Raw genomic sequence first — 17,595 nt, 5'->3', positions numbered from 1 at the left:
AATAACACGTGTTCTGATAGAAGTTAGAATTTTGCAAGAGACAGTCTTTTTCCGTATAATGAATGAGAATGAAGGGGGAGAGTTAGGGAGTTATGTTAAAGCGTTTTTTTGGGTATTATCGACCTTATCGTCGATTATTTATTTTGGATTTTGGGTGTGCCGTTTTTGCGGGGCTGTTAGAGTTGGCTTTTCCAGTAGCAGTCAACCAAGTAATTGATAAGATTATGCCAAAAGGAGATTTTCGCCTCATTGCATTAGCTAGTGCGGGCTTATTTGCATTTTATATAATCAATACGTTTTTACAATTTATTGTGGTTTATTTTGGTCATATGTTAGGCGTGAATATTGAAACAGATATGCGTGAAGAATTATATCAACATCTGCAAACACAACCGTTTGAGTATTATGATAATCAAAAAACAGGGAAATTAATGAGCCGTTTGACCACTGATCTTTTTGAAATTTCGGAAGTGGCGCATCATGGTCCAGAAGACGTCTTTATTACGATTATGACGTTAGCAGGTTCTTTTTTATTAATGTTAACCATTCACGTGAAATTAGCCATCGCTACGTTTATTTTATTGCCATTTATCACGATTGCGCTAGGCTATTTTAATAAAAAAATGACAAAAGCGAATACGGATATTTACGATAATTTAGGTGAATTTAATGCTGGGATTGAAGCGTCAGTAAGTGGGATACGTGTCACGCAATCTTTTGCAAATGAACCATTTTAACGAAAACAGTTTAATTATTTAAATCAAATGTATCGAAAATCGAAATTATATTTTTATAAGGTGATGGGTGTCAGTTCCGCCTATAATTACTTATTAATTCGTCTGATAAATTTATTTTCATTAATTTTTGGTGCGTATTATACAATTAAAGGAGAAATTACAGAAGGTCAGTTTGTAGGATTTATTTTATTAGCCAATATTTTTATTCAGCCGATTGAAAAAGTCAACAATATGATTGAAAGTTATCCCAAAGGATTTGCTGGTTTTAAACGTTTTACGGAAGAAATGGACAAACAACCGTCCATCAAAGATTTGCCAGGAGCTGTTGCTGTTTCGCATTTAGAAGGAACGATTGCCTATAAAGATGTTTCATTTGCTTATGAAGATGGCACAAAAGTTTTAGACCATATCAATTTAAAAATTCAACCTGGTGAAACCGTTGCTTTCGTTGGCCAAAGTGGTTCAGGAAAAACGACCTTGTGCAATCTGTTGCCTCGTTTTTATGAAGTCAGTAGTGGTGAAATTACGATTGACGGTAGAAATATCCAGCAAATGACCTTGGCTTCATTACGTAAGCAAATTGGAATTGTTCAACAAGATGTGTTTTTATTCCCTGGAACATTACGAGAAAATATTGCTTATGGGAATTTAAATGCTACAGAAATAGACATTCAACAAGCGGTGAAATTAGCACATTTAGAACATGTAATTCAGCTAATGCCAGATGGCTTGGACACAATTATTGGCGAACGTGGCGTGAAATTATCGGGCGGTCAAAAGCAGCGAGTGGCAATTGCGCGAATGTTCTTGAAGAACCCGCCGATTTTAATTCTAGATGAAGCGACTTCTGCATTAGATACAGAAACAGAGCAAGTGATTCAAGAGTCATTAAACTCGTTAGCTGACGGGCGAACAACATTAATTATTGCCCACAGACTGGCAACGATTAAACATGCTGATCGAATAATCGTAGTGAGTGACCAAGGAATTTTAGAAGATGGAACACATGAAACTTTGTACGCGCAAAGAGGCCACTATCGTCGCTTGTACGATGCTCAATTTAGAACATAAAAAACCCGCGAATAAAACTTCGCAGGTTTTTATTATGTTTAGTTAGCGCCGAACTTTTCTTCCCAAACCAACAGCATTTTTCATTCGTTGAAGTGTTTTGTTGGCTACCTGGCGAGCGTTTTCTGCACCCTCATCTAAAATCATATCTAATTCTTCTGAAGCTAGAAGCTCTTGGTAGCGCACTTGAATAGGTTCTAATAAGGCAACTACTGCTTCTGCTAAATCTGCTTTGAAGTCTCCATAGCCTTTGCCTTCGTATGCTTGAACAAGTTCCTCAACAGTTTGACCTGTCGCAGCAGAATAAATATTTAGTAAGTTAGTAATACCAGGCTTTTCTTCTTTATTATATTCAATTACACCAGTTGAATCAGTTACAGCAGAGCGGATTTTTTTGCGAATCACTGCTGGCTCATCAAGCATTGAAATAAAGCCCTTCACATTTGTATCAGACTTACTCATCTTTTTCGTTGGTTCCTGTAAGCTCATAATTCGACTACCTTGCTCAGCGATTTTTACTTCAGGCATCGTTAAAATTTCTTGATTTTTTTGGGCATAACGTTTATTGAAGCGTTCCACAAAATCACGTGTTAATTCTAAATGTTGTTTTTGATCATCTCCGACTGGCACTAAGTCAGCGTTGTACAACACGATATCACCAACCATTAATGGAGGGTATGTTAAAAGACCAGCGCTTACGCCAGCACGACCATTTTTTTGCGATTTATCTTTAAATTGTGTCATTCGCTCTAACTCACCAATAGAAGTATTGCACTGAATGATCCAACCAGCTTCTGCATGCGCACTCACTTCAGACTGTATGAAAATTGTTGCTTTTTGTGGGTCTAAACCAACCGCTAGGTAAAGAGCTGCTAAACTACGAATTTGTTGGCGTAGCTTTTGCGGTTCTTGGGGAACGGTAATGGCATGTTCATCCACAATACAAAAATAACAATTGTATTCATTTTGTAATTCGATAAATTGTTTCATTGCACCAATGTAATTTCCGATTGTCGGAGTACCACTGGGCTGAATACCAGAAAAAATTGTTTTCATTAAATAACCACCTGACTTTAGACTTAAGATAGTGAATAGTTCTATTATACATTTTATTAGAAAAAAATACATGGGAACTTCTTGAAAAATCACCAAGAGAAGTAAATTATAACAGCAACCATAAAAATAGAAAACTGTATTACTTTTTTACAGAATCATAACGAATATCCATAAAATTTCATAAAAATTAACCCTAATTTTACACGGATGTAATGAAGGAAAAATAAACAAAGTTAATAAAAAATGTTTAAAAACCCCTAGTATTTTTATTAGAAATTAGGTATACTGGTTTTAAATAGAGGAACAGTACAGTTCCCTGTTTCAGAAACGCGATGATTCGCGAAAAGGAGTGATGCACAATGTTGACACTTTATACTTCCCCAAGTTGCACGTCATGTCGTAAGGCTAGAGCCTGGTTGCAAGAGCACGAAATTCCTTTTAAAGAAAGAAATATTTTTTCTGAACCTTTAAATATTGAGGAATTAAAAGCAATTTTAATCATGACAGAAGATGGAACAGAAGAGATTATCTCTACTCGCTCTAAAGTTTTCCAAAAATTAAATATGGATTTGGACGAGCTTCCACTTCAAGATTTATTAGAGTTGGTTCAAGAAAACCCTGGATTGTTGCGTCGGCCAATTATGATTGATGAGAAAAGATTACAAGTCGGTTTTAACGAAGATGAAATTCGCCGATTCTTACCAAGAGATGTTCGACAACTGGAATTGCGCCAAGCACAATTAATGGCAGGTTTATAAAAAATATAAAATTTTGTTCTTTATTTGTTAATTTTAATAAAGAACGATTCATATGAATTTAGGGCCAGGGATTTTTATCTCTGGCTTTTTAATACATATTTAGAACTTGTATTCATTTGATTTGGCAGAACGTGGTCAAGGAAAAATAGTATCTTTTTTGGAGAGACTGCGTTAAGATGAAGAGGTAGAAGGAGCGAAAAACCAATCGTTAAAAAAGTTCAAAGTTTATAAAACGTTCGCTAGTTTTCGAGGATTTACAGACTTTCCACTTTACTTTTGTGTAGTTTTCGCTACAATGAACGTAAGAAGTTTCCTGATTGAAGCAAAGAGAGGTGTAGCGCTATGGAAATGGAACATATTAATGAAAATACGATTCGTGTGTTAATTGGCAACGAAGACCTGGCGGATAGAGGGATTACTTTTCTTGACTTACTAGGAAACCACAAAGATGTTGAAAATTTCTTTTATAGTATTTTAGAAGAAGTTGATGTCGAAGATGAATTCCAAGGTAGTGAAGCAGTCACTTTCCAAGTCTTGCCTAAAAATGATGGCTTAGAACTGTTTATTAGTAAAAATGTCGCTATGGACGACTTGTCTTCCTTAGAAGGTCTGAGCGAAGTCAATGCAGATGTTAGCGAATTGATTCGCAAACAAATTGAAGCAGACAAAGCAGCCGCCGATGAACTTGATGAGATGGAAGCCACAGATGAAACAAACAGAAATGTAATCTTTGAATTAGATAATTTTGAAGCGATGATCCAATTATCCAAAGAAGTCTTCATGCAATCTGTTTTGACTAACTTATACACGTACAACGATCGTTATTACTTACAAGTTTTGTTCTTAACCGATGAATTAGAAAAAACAAATGTTGACAATGAAATTGCACAGATTTTAGAATTCGCTCATAAAACAACTGTCACTCAGGATACTTTAGTCGAATATGGCACTTGTATTATGGAACGCAGTGCGCTGGAATTAACACGTTATTACTTTAATGATTAAGCAAAAAAGCAAAAACTTTCGAGTTTTTGCTTTTTTTTTTTGATGAAAATTAAGAAACTTTGCGTAGTTTATTTATGAGAGGTGAAAATCATGTTAACAGCTTTAACGGCAGACAACCAAGAATTATTTTCTTTAATCGATTGCTCGATTGATGAATTAACACAGATACGAAGCGAACAAGCTTTTGTGTGTCCAATGTGTTATCAATCGGTCATTTTGAAGGCAGGCCCCATTAAAATACCCCATTTTGCTCATCGTAAAAAGAATAGTTGTTGGTACGAAGCAGAAGCTGAAACAGAAGAACACCTCCGCTTGAAGCAGCTTTTTGCGGAAAAGTGTTTACGCGAAAAGCTGTCCTTTCAAGTTGAGGCATACTTACCCACCTTGAAGCAACGCCCAGATTTACTCATTGGCAAGATAGCCATTGAAATTCAATGTAGTCCATTGCCAATTAAACGTTTGGTGGAACGGACGGAGACTTATCAAGCTCATGGCTATCAAGTTGTTTGGATTTTAGGTGAACGATTAGTGCCTAAAGACAAGCTCACGCAATTAACGAAACAATTCCTTTACTTTTCGGAGTCCTTGGGATTTTATTTATGGACGGCCAATAAGAAGCAAGAACGAATAGAATTACTTTGTCATATTGAAGAGAGTCAATGTCAACAATTTTATAGAAGAAAACAATCATGGGATTTTTACGAAAAAAAATTACTAGAAATCTTCCGACTACCGACCGCTAATTTAAATTTACTGCCAAATAGACGGCACACTGGTCAATTGATGCATGATTATTATCAAAAATTGACACAACAACTTGGTTACAGAAATGCTCAGTTGCTTAGAACACAGAGCTTTTTATATACGAAAGGTTGTCACCTTCTCCAGTTACCTCCTTGGTTTTACTATCCTGGATTGAAGCTATTACCTTCTTCTGAAGAAGATATTCATTTAAAAATGCTTGTTTGGGAAGCACTAAAAACCGAAGAAGAGCGTTTAGTGACCAAACAGGAACTATGGCGTATCTTGGAAGCTATTTTTTTGGAAGAAGGGAACTTTGTTTGGCAGCCACTGCCGAATATTGGCTTAAAAAAGCTTTTTAAAATCGTGGGGAATAGATTATTGAGCTGGTTACAAGAATGTTATGTGTTAATTAAAGTAAACAATAAGTACCTAATAACTAGTATTTTCCTAAGAGAAGATCCTGAAAAGCTCATTCATTGGCTAAAAAAAGTGAAAAAACAACATTTTTTTAGTCACACGTGTTAAATTATGATAGTATAATGAGTAAAACGTTTCTTAAAGGAGAGTAAACTATGAGCGAAATTAAACAATTACCAACACGTGATGAAGTTCCAACTCCATTGACTTGGGATTTAACCAAAATTTTTAAAGATGATGCTGCTTTTGATGTTGCGTATAATCAGTTGACAGAAGAGCTAAATCAAGCAGAATCATTTAAAGGTACCTTAGGGAATGGTGCAGAAGCTTTTCTAGCTGCGTTAGAATACGTTTTAGATGTCTATCGAAAAGTGGAAACATTATATGTCTATTCTCATTTAAAAAATGATCAAGACACTACAAATACAGCTTACCAAGCTTTATATGCCAGAGCTAGTTCTTTATATGCACAAGTTAGTGAAGCTGTTTCTTGGTTTGACCCAGAGGTTTTAACATTAAGTGATGAACAAATCTGGGGATATTTTGAAGAGCAGCCGAAATTAGCTGTTTATCGTCACTATATTCAAAATATTTTAGATGAACGTCCCCATGTTTTATCGATGGAACAAGAAGCTTTACTGGCGGGGGCTAGTGAAATTTTTGGTGCCTCAAGTAATACATTTTCAATTTTAAATAATGCAGACTTAGAATTTCCAACTGTGCAAAATGCTGAAGGCGAAACAATTCAACTTTCTCATGGCGTTTATGGTCAATTAATGGAAAGTGTCGATCCATCTGTTCGTGAAGCAGCATTTAAAGGGTTGTACAAAGTATACAAACAATTTAGAAATACATTAGCCTCAACTTTAGGTGCACATGTTAAAACACATAACTATAAAGCAAAAATTAGAAATTATGATTCTGCTCGGGCAGCCTCTTTAGCAAGTAATCATATTCCTGAAAGTGTTCACGAAACATTAGTAGCTGTAGTAAATAAACATTTACCTTTGCTACATCGTTATGTAAAATTAAGAAAAAAATTATTAAACGTAGAAGAATTACACATGTACGACTTGTATGCGCCTTTGCTAGGTGAAGCACCAATTCGTTACAGCTATGAAGAAGCAAAAGAAAAAGCAATTGAGGCTTTAAAACCACTAGGTGAAGACTATCTATCTATTGTCAAAGAAGCTTTTTCAAGTCGTTGGATTGATGTGATTGAAAATCAAGGAAAACGAAGCGGCGCATATTCTTCAGGAGCTTATGATACAGCCCCATACATTTTAATGAATTGGCATGATAGTTTGGATCAACTATTTACATTAGTCCATGAGATGGGCCATAGTGTTCATAGTTACTATACAAGAAATAATCAGCCGTATGTTTATGGCGACTATTCAATTTTCTTAGCTGAGATTGCTTCAACCACAAATGAAAATATTTTAACAGAATATTTATTACAAACAGAAACAGATCCTAAAGTACGTGCGTATGTCTTAAATCACTATTTAGACGGCTTTAAGGGAACCATTTTCCGTCAAACCCAATTTGCGGAATTTGAACATTTTATTCACACGGAAGATGCTAAAGGCACGCCATTAACAAGTGAATATTTGAGTGAGTATTATGGCGAGCTCAATGCTAAATATTATGGACCAGAAGTAGTTAGAGACGAAGAAATCAGTTACGAATGGGCGAGAATTCCACATTTTTATTACAATTACTATGTTTATCAATATGCAACTGGCTTCTCAGCCGCTTCGGCATTGTCTAAACATATTTTAGCTGGAGAAGAGGGAGCTTTAGAGAACTACCTTAACTACTTGAAAGCAGGAAGTAGTGACTTCCCAATTGAAGTGATGAAAAAAGCGGGCGTGGATATGACACAAGCCGCGTATATCGAAGATGCAATGAAAGTTTTTGAAGAACGTTTAACGGAATTAGAAGCTTTGGTTGAAAAATTATAATTCGTAACTTCTTAGTAAACATAAAATATAAACCTGGTTTTATACAGAATAGTAAATATATCTGTGTAAAACCAGGTTTAGTTATATAATTAAATAGATTGTTGCTTTCTTTTATATCAAGCTTCTATTATCTTTAGAGTAATAAAAGGAGGTTTTTTTTTGAACATAGGGAATTCATTAAAAATGAGAAGAAATGAATTAGGATTGACACAATCAGAGGTTGCTGAGAAATTATACGTTACTAGGCAAACAATTTCTAACTGGGAGAATAATAAATCATATCCTAATATTGATTGTTTAATTGAACTAAGTAATCTTTATGAAATGACCTTGGATCGATTATTGAAGGAGGACAATACGATGGTGGAGAAACTTTCGAAAGATATTAGAGAGGGACAGAAGTACAAAAAATTATTTTTAATATTATTAATTATAGTACTATGTATAGGTGGATATTTTACTATTTTACAACTTCGTCTGAATAATTTGTATAGCGGTGTCAAAGAATGGAATCAAAATGGTCAAACTTATAATTTAATAGAAGATAACATTCAATATCATGTGGTTAAAATTGATAATTATAATCTGTTTACAATTCCAGAAGAATTGGAATTAATGAGTTCGTATATCTCTGAAAACGAAAAGTTTAATATGTATTATAGCGGTGATGATTCGAATATAAAAATTTACTGGACAACAGGAGCATTAAATGGGTTAGAGTTATCTTTTGATAAAGAATTCATCTTTGACAATGTAAATCAAAGAAATAAATTTTCTTATGAGATTCAGGAATTAATAAATAAAAATTTAGATAAGGATAAAAAAGAACTAACCATATTATATAAACAGACTAAAAATAAATGGGAAGAAATAAATTAGCTTGTGTTAAACCGAATAAAATTTACTCGATTTTTTGAGTTAGTATCGGCGAGTATTGTCTGATAGCGTTCCAAGAGATTAGTCGATGAACTGAAATAGATATTGGTGGTTGATACAAATTTCGGTGTTAATATTTAAGAGTACATAATATATATACATGGACCCATTCCATAGCTGTCTTTTATAAGAACAAAGCATCAAATGTAGTAGTATTAGACTTTATCTATTATTATAGAACATGGTGAAAATAGTAAAAGAAGGACCAGTCAACTGGTCCTTCTTTTTTATAATAAATGTAAATGTCCATTTGGAAAATGATAATTGGAGCGACGTTTAAATTCAAAGGTTGCGTCACCTTGGTCCAGCAACGGTTCGTTATGTGGATGGACACGACAAAGTTGTTTAATTTCATCCATGTTTTCAAAATTTTCGACTAAAATGCCGAAATCGTTCTCGCAAGTATAGTTGTAAACGACTGCGGTAGGATGTTGTTTAATCCCCATTTCTCGAGCAACTTTTTGGTCGGTTTGGAAAGATTCTTTGACAAAATCGGATTGTCGGTCTTTACGATACATATCAATATCCCCGCCGGCCGCTAGAAGTAGTTCTTCTGATAACTCAGGAGAGTAAGCTAGACCGTCTTCAGCTACTGCTTTTTGTAAGCCAATCAACAATTGTCGGCCTTTTTTTCGGCCTTGTAACTGTGCTGCTTTATAGTCAAGAGCGGCTGAGTATAAATCTTCAAAAATTCGATTCCGTCGTTTAATGTCATTAATCGGAATATGTTGACGACTCAAAAATTCATTGATCGTTTTCATGTTTAATAAAGGGATAAAGCGCAATTGTATTTTTTTCTTGTCGTTAACAGACAATTGTATAATTTCTTTTTCAATTTCTAAACAGACGCCGCCTAAAGGATTGACGAACAAATAAATTTCAACCATTCATACTTCCTCCAATGCCATGCTTTTTCAAATACAGGTGCCAGAACGTCAGTGCTTCGAATACTAAGGGGCAGTGGTCCGCATCATGCGTTGAATCTTGTTAGGTGCAAGCGTAATGGGAATGTTCAAATCAGCCATTAATGTTTGAAACGCTTGCTTGCCGCTTTCAGCTTCAGTAACTTCTAACTCTAATTCAAAATCGTGCTGTTGGTTATACCAACTTTCGTCTAACGCAAGTAGTCCTTGAGGAATTTGTTTTTCTGCACGTGCTGTTTTTAATGAACCAATTAAATGGATCGAGGCGATTTCAATACCTAATTCTTGTAATTTCTTCGCCACAGCCCCCTCAGTAGGGAGGTGATTCCTCTTGATAAAGTGGTTCGCCGTCTCAAGCGATAAAGGGTCATTGATTTCTAATAATCCTTCTGGCGCAGGAACTTTTAAGGTTAACTCACCACGATCTGCTAATACGCGAATTCTTAAGCCCATTCGTTGTGCTTTTAATTGAAAATCGTCCGTATCAAAATAATGATTTGTTTGCGTAAAAAAGTCCGTTTTTTGAATAGAAAAATGGTCGATTAATCGTTTGAAATCTTGCGGACTAACTAATGTTTTAAATTCAATTTCTAAGTGCTCACTCATGGGGTTCTCTCTCTTTCTTAAATCACTCCAATTTTCACATATTATATAGGTTTCCGTCAAGAAAAGTGGTCTTCTCTGTGAAAAATTTTTCTAATGAAAGGCGTTTGGAAATCAAATAGCGAATAACACCCTATTTTAGGGAGGACTGTGGTAAAATAATCAGTGAATGAAATTCAAGGAAATTGAGGGATCTACCATGGAACGAGAGTGGGAGCTGTTTTTAGCGCCATATGAACAGGCGGTCAGCGAATTAAAAGTAAAACTACGAGGTATTCGTAAACAATTTCGGGAGCAAGATAAACACATACCAATTGAATTCGTTACAGGACGTGTGAAACCAGTAGATAGTATTTTGACCAAGACGGCTATTCGGCATATTCCTTTAAATCGGATTGAAGAAGAAATGCAAGACATTGCTGGTTTGCGGATTATGTGCCAATTTGTGGAAGACATTTACCAGGTAGTCGCACTTTTAAGAAATCGTAAAGACTTAAAAATTGTGGAAGAACGGGACTACATTGAAAATAAAAAAGAAAGTGGTTATCGTTCGTACCATGTGGTGGTGGAATATCCTGTGCAATTAGTCACTGGGGAAAAGATTATTTTGGCCGAAATCCAAATTCGGACACTTTCCATGAATTTTTGGGCAACGATTGAACATTCTTTGAATTATAAATATCAAGGTGTCTTTCCTGAAGAAATGAAAGAACGCCTTCAGCGAGCGGCAGAGGCAGCCTATTTATTAGATGAAGAAATGTCATCTATTCGTGAAGAAATTCAAGAAGCACAACATTACTTCTCTCATGGCCGTGGATTGCTAGAAAACGAATACTATAAGCAAATTAAAAACGAAACACCAGAAAATCAGTAAAGGAGTCTGCTTATGAAAGTGGCGATTGTTCATAACTCGGAAGAAAAATCGAAACAAGTCACAAAACAACTGACAACACTATTAGAGCAAAACCAAATTCAAATAGACAATCGTCAACCTGAACTTGTGATTTCAGTCGGCGGAGATGGTACGCTTCTTTCCGCTTTTCATCGATTTAATCATCTGTTAAACGAAGTAAGTTTCTTAGGTGTACATACCGGACACTTGGGTTTCTATACAGATTGGCGTGATTATGAATTAAAAGAACTAGTTGAAAGTTTATGTATTCATCGTGAAAAAAGTACAAGTTATCCATTATTAGATGTGCGGATTCGGTTTAGAGATGGGAAACCAGATAAACATTTTTTAGCATTAAATGAATCGACAATTAAACGAGGAAACCGGACGATGGTGGGCGATGTGTTTATTAAAGACGAACTGTTTGAACGATTTCGTGGTGATGGGTTGTCGATTTCGACCCCAACCGGCTCTACTGCGTATAATAAAAGTATTGGTGGGGCTGTTTTGCATCCTAGCATTAATGCGTTTCAGTTAACCGAAATCGCCTCCTTAAACAATCGTGTCTTTCGAACATTGGGGTCACCGATTGTAATCGCACATACGGAGTGGCTGGAGATTAAATTACAGGAAAGTGATGATTATTTTGTCACGGTGGACCAATTAGATATTTATCAAGAAAATATCGCTTCTGTCTGCTATCGAATTGCAGACGAACGGATTCATTTTGCCTCTTATCGGCACATGCATTTTTGGCATCGAGTGAAAGATGCCTTTATTGGTGAGGATTAATTAAACGATGGAATTTCAATGGACATATGACAAAGAAACAACACAACAAGTGAAATATTTTTTAAAGGAACAAGGTGTTTCAAAAGGGTTATTAGCAAAGGTGAAATTTCAGGGTGGTAAAATTCAAGTGAATGGGACCGTTCAAAATGCCATCTATCCTTTACAAACTGGCGATGTCGTTAAAATGACGATTCCAGATGAAGCGGAACATGAGACATTATTAACAGATGATGAACCGATTGAAATTGTGTTTGAAGATGATCATTTTTTAGTAGTTAATAAGCCTGCTGGCATTGCCTCAATACCTGCTCAGTATCATCCTTCAGGAACGATGGCGAATCGTGTTAAGGGCTATTACAAGCGACAAAATTACGTGAATCAAGTTATTCATGTCGTGACTCGTTTAGATCGAGATACTTCTGGGCTGATGTTATTTGCGAAACACGGCTTTGCCCATGCTTTAATTGACCAAGAATTACGAGAAAAAAAGGTGACAAAAATTTATTATGCCCTTGTTGGTGGAGCGATTGAGCAGTTAAACGAGCATCAATTGATTGAAAAGCCAATTGGGCGCGACTTGTCCTCTTTATTAAAACGCCAAGTTATCGAAACAGGTCAATTTGCTAGTACAGAATATTGGCTCGCAAAAAGAGGAGCCCAAGCAGCAGCTGTGCGCATTCAGCTCCATACAGGACGAACACATCAAATTCGGGTACATTTTGAAGCAATTGGCTGTTCATTGTTAGGGGATGAGATGTATCATGGAAAGATGGATCAAGGAATTGAGCGGCAAGCGTTGCATTGCATGGAACTAATTTTTACTCATCCTTTTACCAAAGAAACGGTTCATCTGATTTCCCCACTAGCGGAGGATATGAAAAGTGTAGATGATACGTTATAATAATAAAGAGGCAGGAGGGGAAAGTGTAAGATGAATGAAGGCCAAGAAATGGAAGAGCAATTTGCCCTTCTTTTAGAAACGCTAAAAAATCAACAAATGAACGAATTTCGTGAGCTATTTTTAGCGTTACACATTTATGAACAAGGACAATTTTACCAATCGTTAGATGAAAAAGACCGACAACATTTATACAATTACCTATCTCCGAAAGAACTAGCGGATATGTTTGATGTTATCGAAGAAGATAATGAGAATATGAAAGATTATTTAGCTGAAATGCGCCCAAGTTATGCAGCAGATATGTTAGCTGAGATGTATACCGATAATGCAGTGGATTTACTAAATATGTTAGATAAAAGTCAAAAGGCGAAATATCTTAGTTTGTTAAGTAGTGAAGAAGCAGGCGAAATTAAAGAGTTACTTCATTACGAAGATGAAACTGCTGGGGCGATTATGACCACCGAATTTGTTTCGATTGTGGCGAATCAAACAGTGCGTTCTGCGATGTACGTCTTAAAGAATCAAGCGGACATGGCGGAAACAATCTATTACGTTTACGTAGTCGACCAAGAAAATCATTTAGTCGGCGTTATTTCGTTGCGGGATTTAATTGTTAATGATGATGATACCTTGATTGCTGATATTTTGAATGAACGGGTTATTTCAGTTCATGTTGGCGATGACCAAGAAGATGTCGCGCAAACAATTCGTGACTATGACTTCTTAGCTGTGCCAGTTACAGATTATGATGATCATTTGTTGGGGATTGTAACAGTTGATGATATTATTGATGTTATCGATGATGAAGCCGCTAGCGACTACTCTGGTTTAGCCGGGGTCGACGTTGAAGAAGTTAGTGAGAACCCTTTAAAAGCCGCTTCTAAACGATTACCTTGGTTAATTACGCTGCTGTTTTTAGGGATGTCTACGGCCTCGTTAATCAGTAATTATGAGTCGTTAGTTAGCGAAGCGAGTATTTTAGCCGTTTTTATTTCTTTAATTACCGGAACAGCCGGCAATGCCGGAACACAATCATTGGCGGTCGCGGTACGCCGTTTGGCTATGAAAGATGAAAAGGATAGTAATTTTGGTCGCTTAATCTTAAGTGAAGTGCTCACGGGACTAGTGACGGGGGCTGTGACAGGTTTAACCATTATGATTGTGGTTGGCGTGTGGCAACATAATCTTCCGCTTGGATTTGTGATTGGGATGGCAATGCTCTGTGCAATTACTGTGGCGAATTTAGCAGGGAGTTTAATCCCGATGTTAATGGATAAATTAGGGTTTGATCCCGCAGTTGCCAGTGGCCCGTTTATTACTACCTTAAGTGATTTAACCAGTGTATTAATTTATTTCAATATTGCCAGCATGTTTATGCGTTATTTTGTTTAAAAAATTGCACTTATTTATCATGAGACTGAGGTAAAAGGATTCGTTGGTTTGCTTGAAATCAAAAAAGTGAGATAGCCGTTAATACGACGGCTACCTCACTTTTTTAGATACAAGAAATTAAACAATTTTTGTGCCATGGACTTCTGTGACTTTTAAAGTGTCCATCACAGTTTGAACGTTTTCTGTGGAAATACCGCCACCTGGTAAAATAAGAATCCGTTGATCTGCGTAGGCAATTAATTCTTTTAAATGATCAAAGTTGTCTTCGATAGGGGTACCAGCTGGCCCGCCATGAGTTAAAATACGCGTCACACCACGCTCAGCTAACCAGTCGATCGCCTTAAATTGGTTTTCTTTCGACAAGGCATCAAAAGCCATATGAAAAGTGATTTGCAAGCCTTCAGCTGTTTCAATGAATAAGTCCAAAGCTTCTTCATCTAACCAACCATCCTCAGTTAAACAGCCAATAACAATGCCGTCGGTTCCTAATTTCTTTGCTTCGATTAAATCGGTATGCATAATTTTTAATTCAATATCATTATAGACAAAATTGCCGCCACGAGGACGAATGATTGTCATCACTGGTACAGAATGTTCGCCAGCGTATGCTAAGACTTCTTCAATAACACCAGTACTTGGCGTCGTTCCACCCACGGCTAAGTTATCGCATAATTCGATGCGATTCGCACCTTTTTGAATGGCTTGGGGAATCTTAGTGAAATTTTCGGCACAGAATTCTTTAATCATTTCTTATCGCTCCTTGCTTTTTCTTCACAGGCATTGTACCATAATTCTGCTTACTACCATAGCCCTGAAAAAAAGAGTGCAACTTTTTATAAGAGAAAATGTTCATTTGATGAACGTAAGGAGTTTTAAATGTTAAAGAAAATTGAACGAGCACAACAATTATTGAAAAAAGAAGCAGCTGTATTTCGCTGTCCAACTTGTCATCAACCAATGCATGTAGAAGGGGTTGGTCTGATTTGTCAACAGAGGCATCAATTTGATTTATCCAAGAAAGGCACGTTATACTTTCTAAATCATGGCGTTCAGACAGAATATAATAAAAAAATGTTTACTTCTCGAGGAAAAATGATTCAAAGTGGCATGTACGCGCCTGTTTTAAACAAAATTATGCACTATCTTCCTCAAAATAAAACAGTAGTCGATGTTGGTTGTGGTGAAGGGAGTTTTCTAGCTGAGTTAAGTCAAGCAGGCTTATCTGGACTGAAAATCGGGTTTGATTTATCAAAGGAAGGAATCTATTTAGCAAGTAATCAGCCAATTGATGCGTTTTGGTGTGTGGCGGATTTAACGAATTTGCCATTTGCGGATCAAGGGCTTGATACGATTTTGAATATTTTTTCTCCTTCACATTATCAAGAATTTCGGCGAGTACTAAAAGCTGACGGGACTGTGATTAAAATTATTCCTGAAGAGAATTATTTAAAGGAATTACGAGCGGCTTTTTATCCCAATGACGAAAAGAAACAAAGTTATTCCAATCAAAAAGTAGTCCAACGTTTTGCCGAGGAATTAGCTGTGGAAGTAGATGAACGAATAACTTATTGCTTTGACATTCCCGAGGAAAGACGGTTGGATTTATTAGAAATGTCGCCATTAGAGTGGCAAGTTTCTCAAAAAGTTAAAGCCGAGCTACAACAGCGACCATTGGAAAAAATCACGATTGACGTCCGCTTGTTAGTAGGTCGTAAAAGATAGACTTTTTTGTGAAGAAAATCCTAAAAAAGTCTTGCAATAAAGTGACATTGGTGTTATATTACTTACAAGTTGTTTTTTCATTGGTTTTTATCAGGGTCCTGTTCTGATAAAAGTTAGTGAAGAGACCTTCACTAACGTAACGACTCGCCGTGCTAGACACCGAGACGGTACGTTTTTTTTATTGGTTAGAACAGCTGCCGCCTGACATCATCGCGTCATGCGGTTTTTTTTTTGAAAATAAGTATTGTGGGCGCTATTTATTTTGAATTTATGCTAAAATGAACACGATTGATATTTGAGGAGCTGAAGATAGTTGACGAACCATATTGTTTTATTTGAACCACAAATTCCAGCAAATACTGGAAATATTGCACGGACATGTGCAGCGACGAATACACCGTTGCATTTAATTGAACCTTTAGGATTTTCAACAGATGATAAACACTTAAAACGTGCCGGATTAGATTATTGGAATGATGTAAATATTACGTATCATAAAGATTTGGCTGCCTTTTTAGCCCATGTGGCAGGCAAACACTTGCATTTAGTAACCAAATTTGCTCACCAAACATACAGCGAGGTCAATTATAATGATGGCGAGGACCATTATTTCCTTTTTGGAAAAGAAACAACAGGCTTACCAGAAACGTTTATGCGAGAAAACGAAGAAAAGTGTATCCGAATTCCTATGAATGATGAACATGTGCGCTCATTGAATCTTTCTAACACTGCCGCACTAATTGTTTATGAAGCCTTACGTCAGCAAAATTTTCCGAACTTAGAACTGACGCATCATTATGAAAATGATAAATTGGATTAAAAAAAGTTAAGACAGTAGCGCTTTTTTTCAAAAATGTCAGAAGAAAGTGGTTTTATTTTTACTGTTGCCCAATTTCCGAGCCTAGAACAAAAAACAATTTAGATTTTTGTTCTAGGCTTATTTTGCTTGGATTACTAGAAACTTCCATGGATATTTTCGCAGGGAAGTGATAAACTAGAAAGACATATGAAGAGATAAAGAAGTTTGGAGAAGTTACATGAAATTATATTTTACACGACATGGAAAAACTGAATGGAATCAACAGAAACGATTTCAAGGAATGACAGGAGATTCGCCGTTATTACCAACTAGTTATGACGAAATTAAACAATTAGGCCAATATTTACAAGATATTCCGTTTGAAAAAATTTATTCGAGTCCGCTATTACGTGCCAAAAATACTGCGCGGGGAATTCAACAAGAATTGAATCATCCAGTTGAAATTGTTTATACAGATACCTTAAAAGAATTAGGTTTAGGGCGTCTAGAAGGACAATATATTGAAGAAATGCGTAATTTTTATGGAGAAGAATTAGATCATTTACGGCATCGTTTAGATTTGTATGATCCAACAATTTTTGATGGTGAACCAATCGAGCAAGCGATTCAACGGATTTCAGAAACAGTTGCTGAAGCGGCGAAACAGCACGAAGGTCCAGTTCTATTTGTCGGACACGGAGCAGCGCTGACGGCGGCAATCCAAGCGATGGCTGGTAAACCATTATCAGAATTACGGACAATGGGCGGGCTGTTAAACAATAGCCTTTCAATCCTTGAAACCAAAGAGACATCAAGGAACATGCCGTACGACTTAACGTTATGGAATGATACGTCTTTTTTAGCTAAAGAAAAAGTACAATAA

The 17,595-nt window shown here is 36.3% G+C and carries 16 protein-coding genes and 1 pseudogene; 13 read left to right on the top strand and 4 right to left on the bottom strand.

The genetic code is table 11. From position 1 onward, the window contains the following. Positions 1-92: 92 nt before the first annotated feature. A pseudogene (locus IGM09_RS10155) lies at positions 93-1,808 on the top strand (ABC transporter ATP-binding protein). Between the two features lie 42 nt (positions 1,809-1,850). On the opposite strand, the gene trpS reads toward IGM09_RS10155, so the two are convergent. Further along, positions 1,851-2,861, bottom strand: a complete 1,011-nt coding sequence (gene trpS / locus IGM09_RS10150) for a tryptophan--tRNA ligase (RefSeq protein ID WP_002359559.1) — start codon at positions 2,859-2,861, stop codon at positions 1,851-1,853. 359 nt (positions 2,862-3,220) lie between these two features. Here trpS and spxA point away from each other — a divergent pair, with 359 nt between their 5' ends. The 5 genes from spxA to IGM09_RS10125 all read left to right on the top strand — a co-directional run bounded on the left by spxA (position 3,221) and on the right by IGM09_RS10125 (position 8,631). Then, positions 3,221-3,619 (top strand): transcriptional regulator SpxA, encoded by a 399-nt coding sequence (gene spxA / locus IGM09_RS10145; protein WP_002356477.1) that lies wholly within the window; start codon positions 3,221-3,223, stop codon positions 3,617-3,619. Positions 3,620-3,961: 342 nt separating this feature from the next. Then, positions 3,962-4,624, top strand: coding sequence for an adaptor protein MecA (locus tag IGM09_RS10140; protein WP_002356478.1), 663 nt, complete (start codon positions 3,962-3,964; stop codon positions 4,622-4,624). 90 nt (positions 4,625-4,714) lie between these two features. Beyond that, positions 4,715-5,893, top strand: coding sequence for a competence protein CoiA (locus tag IGM09_RS10135; RefSeq protein WP_010713156.1), 1,179 nt, complete (start codon positions 4,715-4,717; stop codon positions 5,891-5,893). A 47-nt stretch (positions 5,894-5,940) separates the two neighbouring features. After that, positions 5,941-7,752 carry an oligoendopeptidase F gene (gene pepF / locus IGM09_RS10130; protein WP_002356480.1) on the top strand — a complete coding sequence of 604 codons (1,812 nt, stop codon included), beginning with the start codon at positions 5,941-5,943 and terminating at the stop codon, positions 7,750-7,752. Positions 7,753-7,911: 159 nt separating this feature from the next. After that, the gene (locus IGM09_RS10125; RefSeq protein WP_010713157.1) at positions 7,912-8,631 is read left to right on the top strand and encodes a helix-turn-helix transcriptional regulator; all 720 of its coding nucleotides are present in this window, start codon (positions 7,912-7,914) and stop codon (positions 8,629-8,631) included. Positions 8,632-8,915: 284 nt separating this feature from the next. On the opposite strand, the gene IGM09_RS10120 is transcribed toward IGM09_RS10125, so the two are convergent. Together IGM09_RS10120 and IGM09_RS10115 are read right to left on the bottom strand one after the other, a co-directional pair. After that, positions 8,916-9,575: a ClpXP adapter SpxH family protein gene (locus IGM09_RS10120; protein ID WP_002356482.1), complete on the bottom strand. Its 660-nt coding sequence runs from the start codon at positions 9,573-9,575 to the stop codon at positions 8,916-8,918. Positions 9,576-9,638: 63 nt separating this feature from the next. Beyond that, positions 9,639-10,217 carry a CYTH domain-containing protein gene (locus tag IGM09_RS10115; protein ID WP_002395485.1) on the bottom strand — a complete coding sequence of 193 codons (579 nt, stop codon included), beginning with the start codon at positions 10,215-10,217 and terminating at the stop codon, positions 9,639-9,641. 196 nt (positions 10,218-10,413) lie between these two features. Between IGM09_RS10115 and IGM09_RS10110 the strand changes: the two genes are divergently transcribed. The 4 genes from IGM09_RS10110 to mgtE are packed head-to-tail and all read left to right on the top strand — an operon-like array spanning position 10,414 to position 14,191. Continuing rightward, positions 10,414-11,088 carry a GTP pyrophosphokinase gene (locus IGM09_RS10110; protein ID WP_002356484.1) on the top strand — a complete coding sequence of 225 codons (675 nt, stop codon included), beginning with the start codon at positions 10,414-10,416 and terminating at the stop codon, positions 11,086-11,088. A gap of 12 nt (positions 11,089-11,100) precedes the next feature. Beyond that, positions 11,101-11,898 (top strand): NAD kinase, encoded by a 798-nt coding sequence (locus IGM09_RS10105; protein WP_002356486.1) that lies wholly within the window; start codon positions 11,101-11,103, stop codon positions 11,896-11,898. 7 nt (positions 11,899-11,905) lie between these two features. Next, the gene (locus tag IGM09_RS10100; RefSeq protein WP_002362281.1) at positions 11,906-12,799 is read left to right on the top strand and encodes an RluA family pseudouridine synthase; all 894 of its coding nucleotides are present in this window, start codon (positions 11,906-11,908) and stop codon (positions 12,797-12,799) included. Positions 12,800-12,829: 30 nt separating this feature from the next. Next, positions 12,830-14,191: a magnesium transporter gene (gene mgtE, locus IGM09_RS10095; RefSeq protein WP_002362548.1), complete on the top strand. Its 1,362-nt coding sequence runs from the start codon at positions 12,830-12,832 to the stop codon at positions 14,189-14,191. Positions 14,192-14,308: 117 nt separating this feature from the next. Here mgtE and cutC read toward each other — a convergent pair whose 3' ends face one another. After that, on the bottom strand, positions 14,309-14,938 hold the full coding sequence (gene cutC / locus IGM09_RS10090; RefSeq protein WP_002359565.1) for a copper homeostasis protein CutC: 630 nt from the start codon (positions 14,936-14,938) through the stop codon (positions 14,309-14,311). A 129-nt stretch (positions 14,939-15,067) separates the two neighbouring features. On the opposite strand from cutC, the gene IGM09_RS10085 reads away from it, so the two are divergent. From IGM09_RS10085 to IGM09_RS10075, 3 genes are all read left to right on the top strand, one after another. Continuing rightward, positions 15,068-15,913 carry a methyltransferase domain-containing protein gene (locus IGM09_RS10085; protein ID WP_010707217.1) on the top strand — a complete coding sequence of 282 codons (846 nt, stop codon included), beginning with the start codon at positions 15,068-15,070 and terminating at the stop codon, positions 15,911-15,913. A 313-nt stretch (positions 15,914-16,226) separates the two neighbouring features. Next, positions 16,227-16,733 carry a tRNA (uridine(34)/cytosine(34)/5-carboxymethylaminomethyluridine(34)-2'-O)-methyltransferase TrmL gene (gene trmL / locus IGM09_RS10080; protein ID WP_002356493.1) on the top strand — a complete coding sequence of 169 codons (507 nt, stop codon included), beginning with the start codon at positions 16,227-16,229 and terminating at the stop codon, positions 16,731-16,733. Positions 16,734-16,950: 217 nt separating this feature from the next. After that, entirely contained in the window at positions 16,951-17,595 is a 645-nt protein-coding gene (locus IGM09_RS10075) for a histidine phosphatase family protein (RefSeq protein WP_016617098.1), read from the top strand.

The sequence above is a fragment of the Enterococcus sp. DIV0167 genome (assembly GCF_050541555.1).
In the GTDB taxonomy this organism is placed as follows: domain Bacteria; phylum Bacillota; class Bacilli; order Lactobacillales; family Enterococcaceae; genus Enterococcus; species Enterococcus faecalis.
The sequence above is the reverse complement of the archived record's forward strand: the minus strand, read 5'-3'. Positions and strand labels throughout refer to the sequence as shown.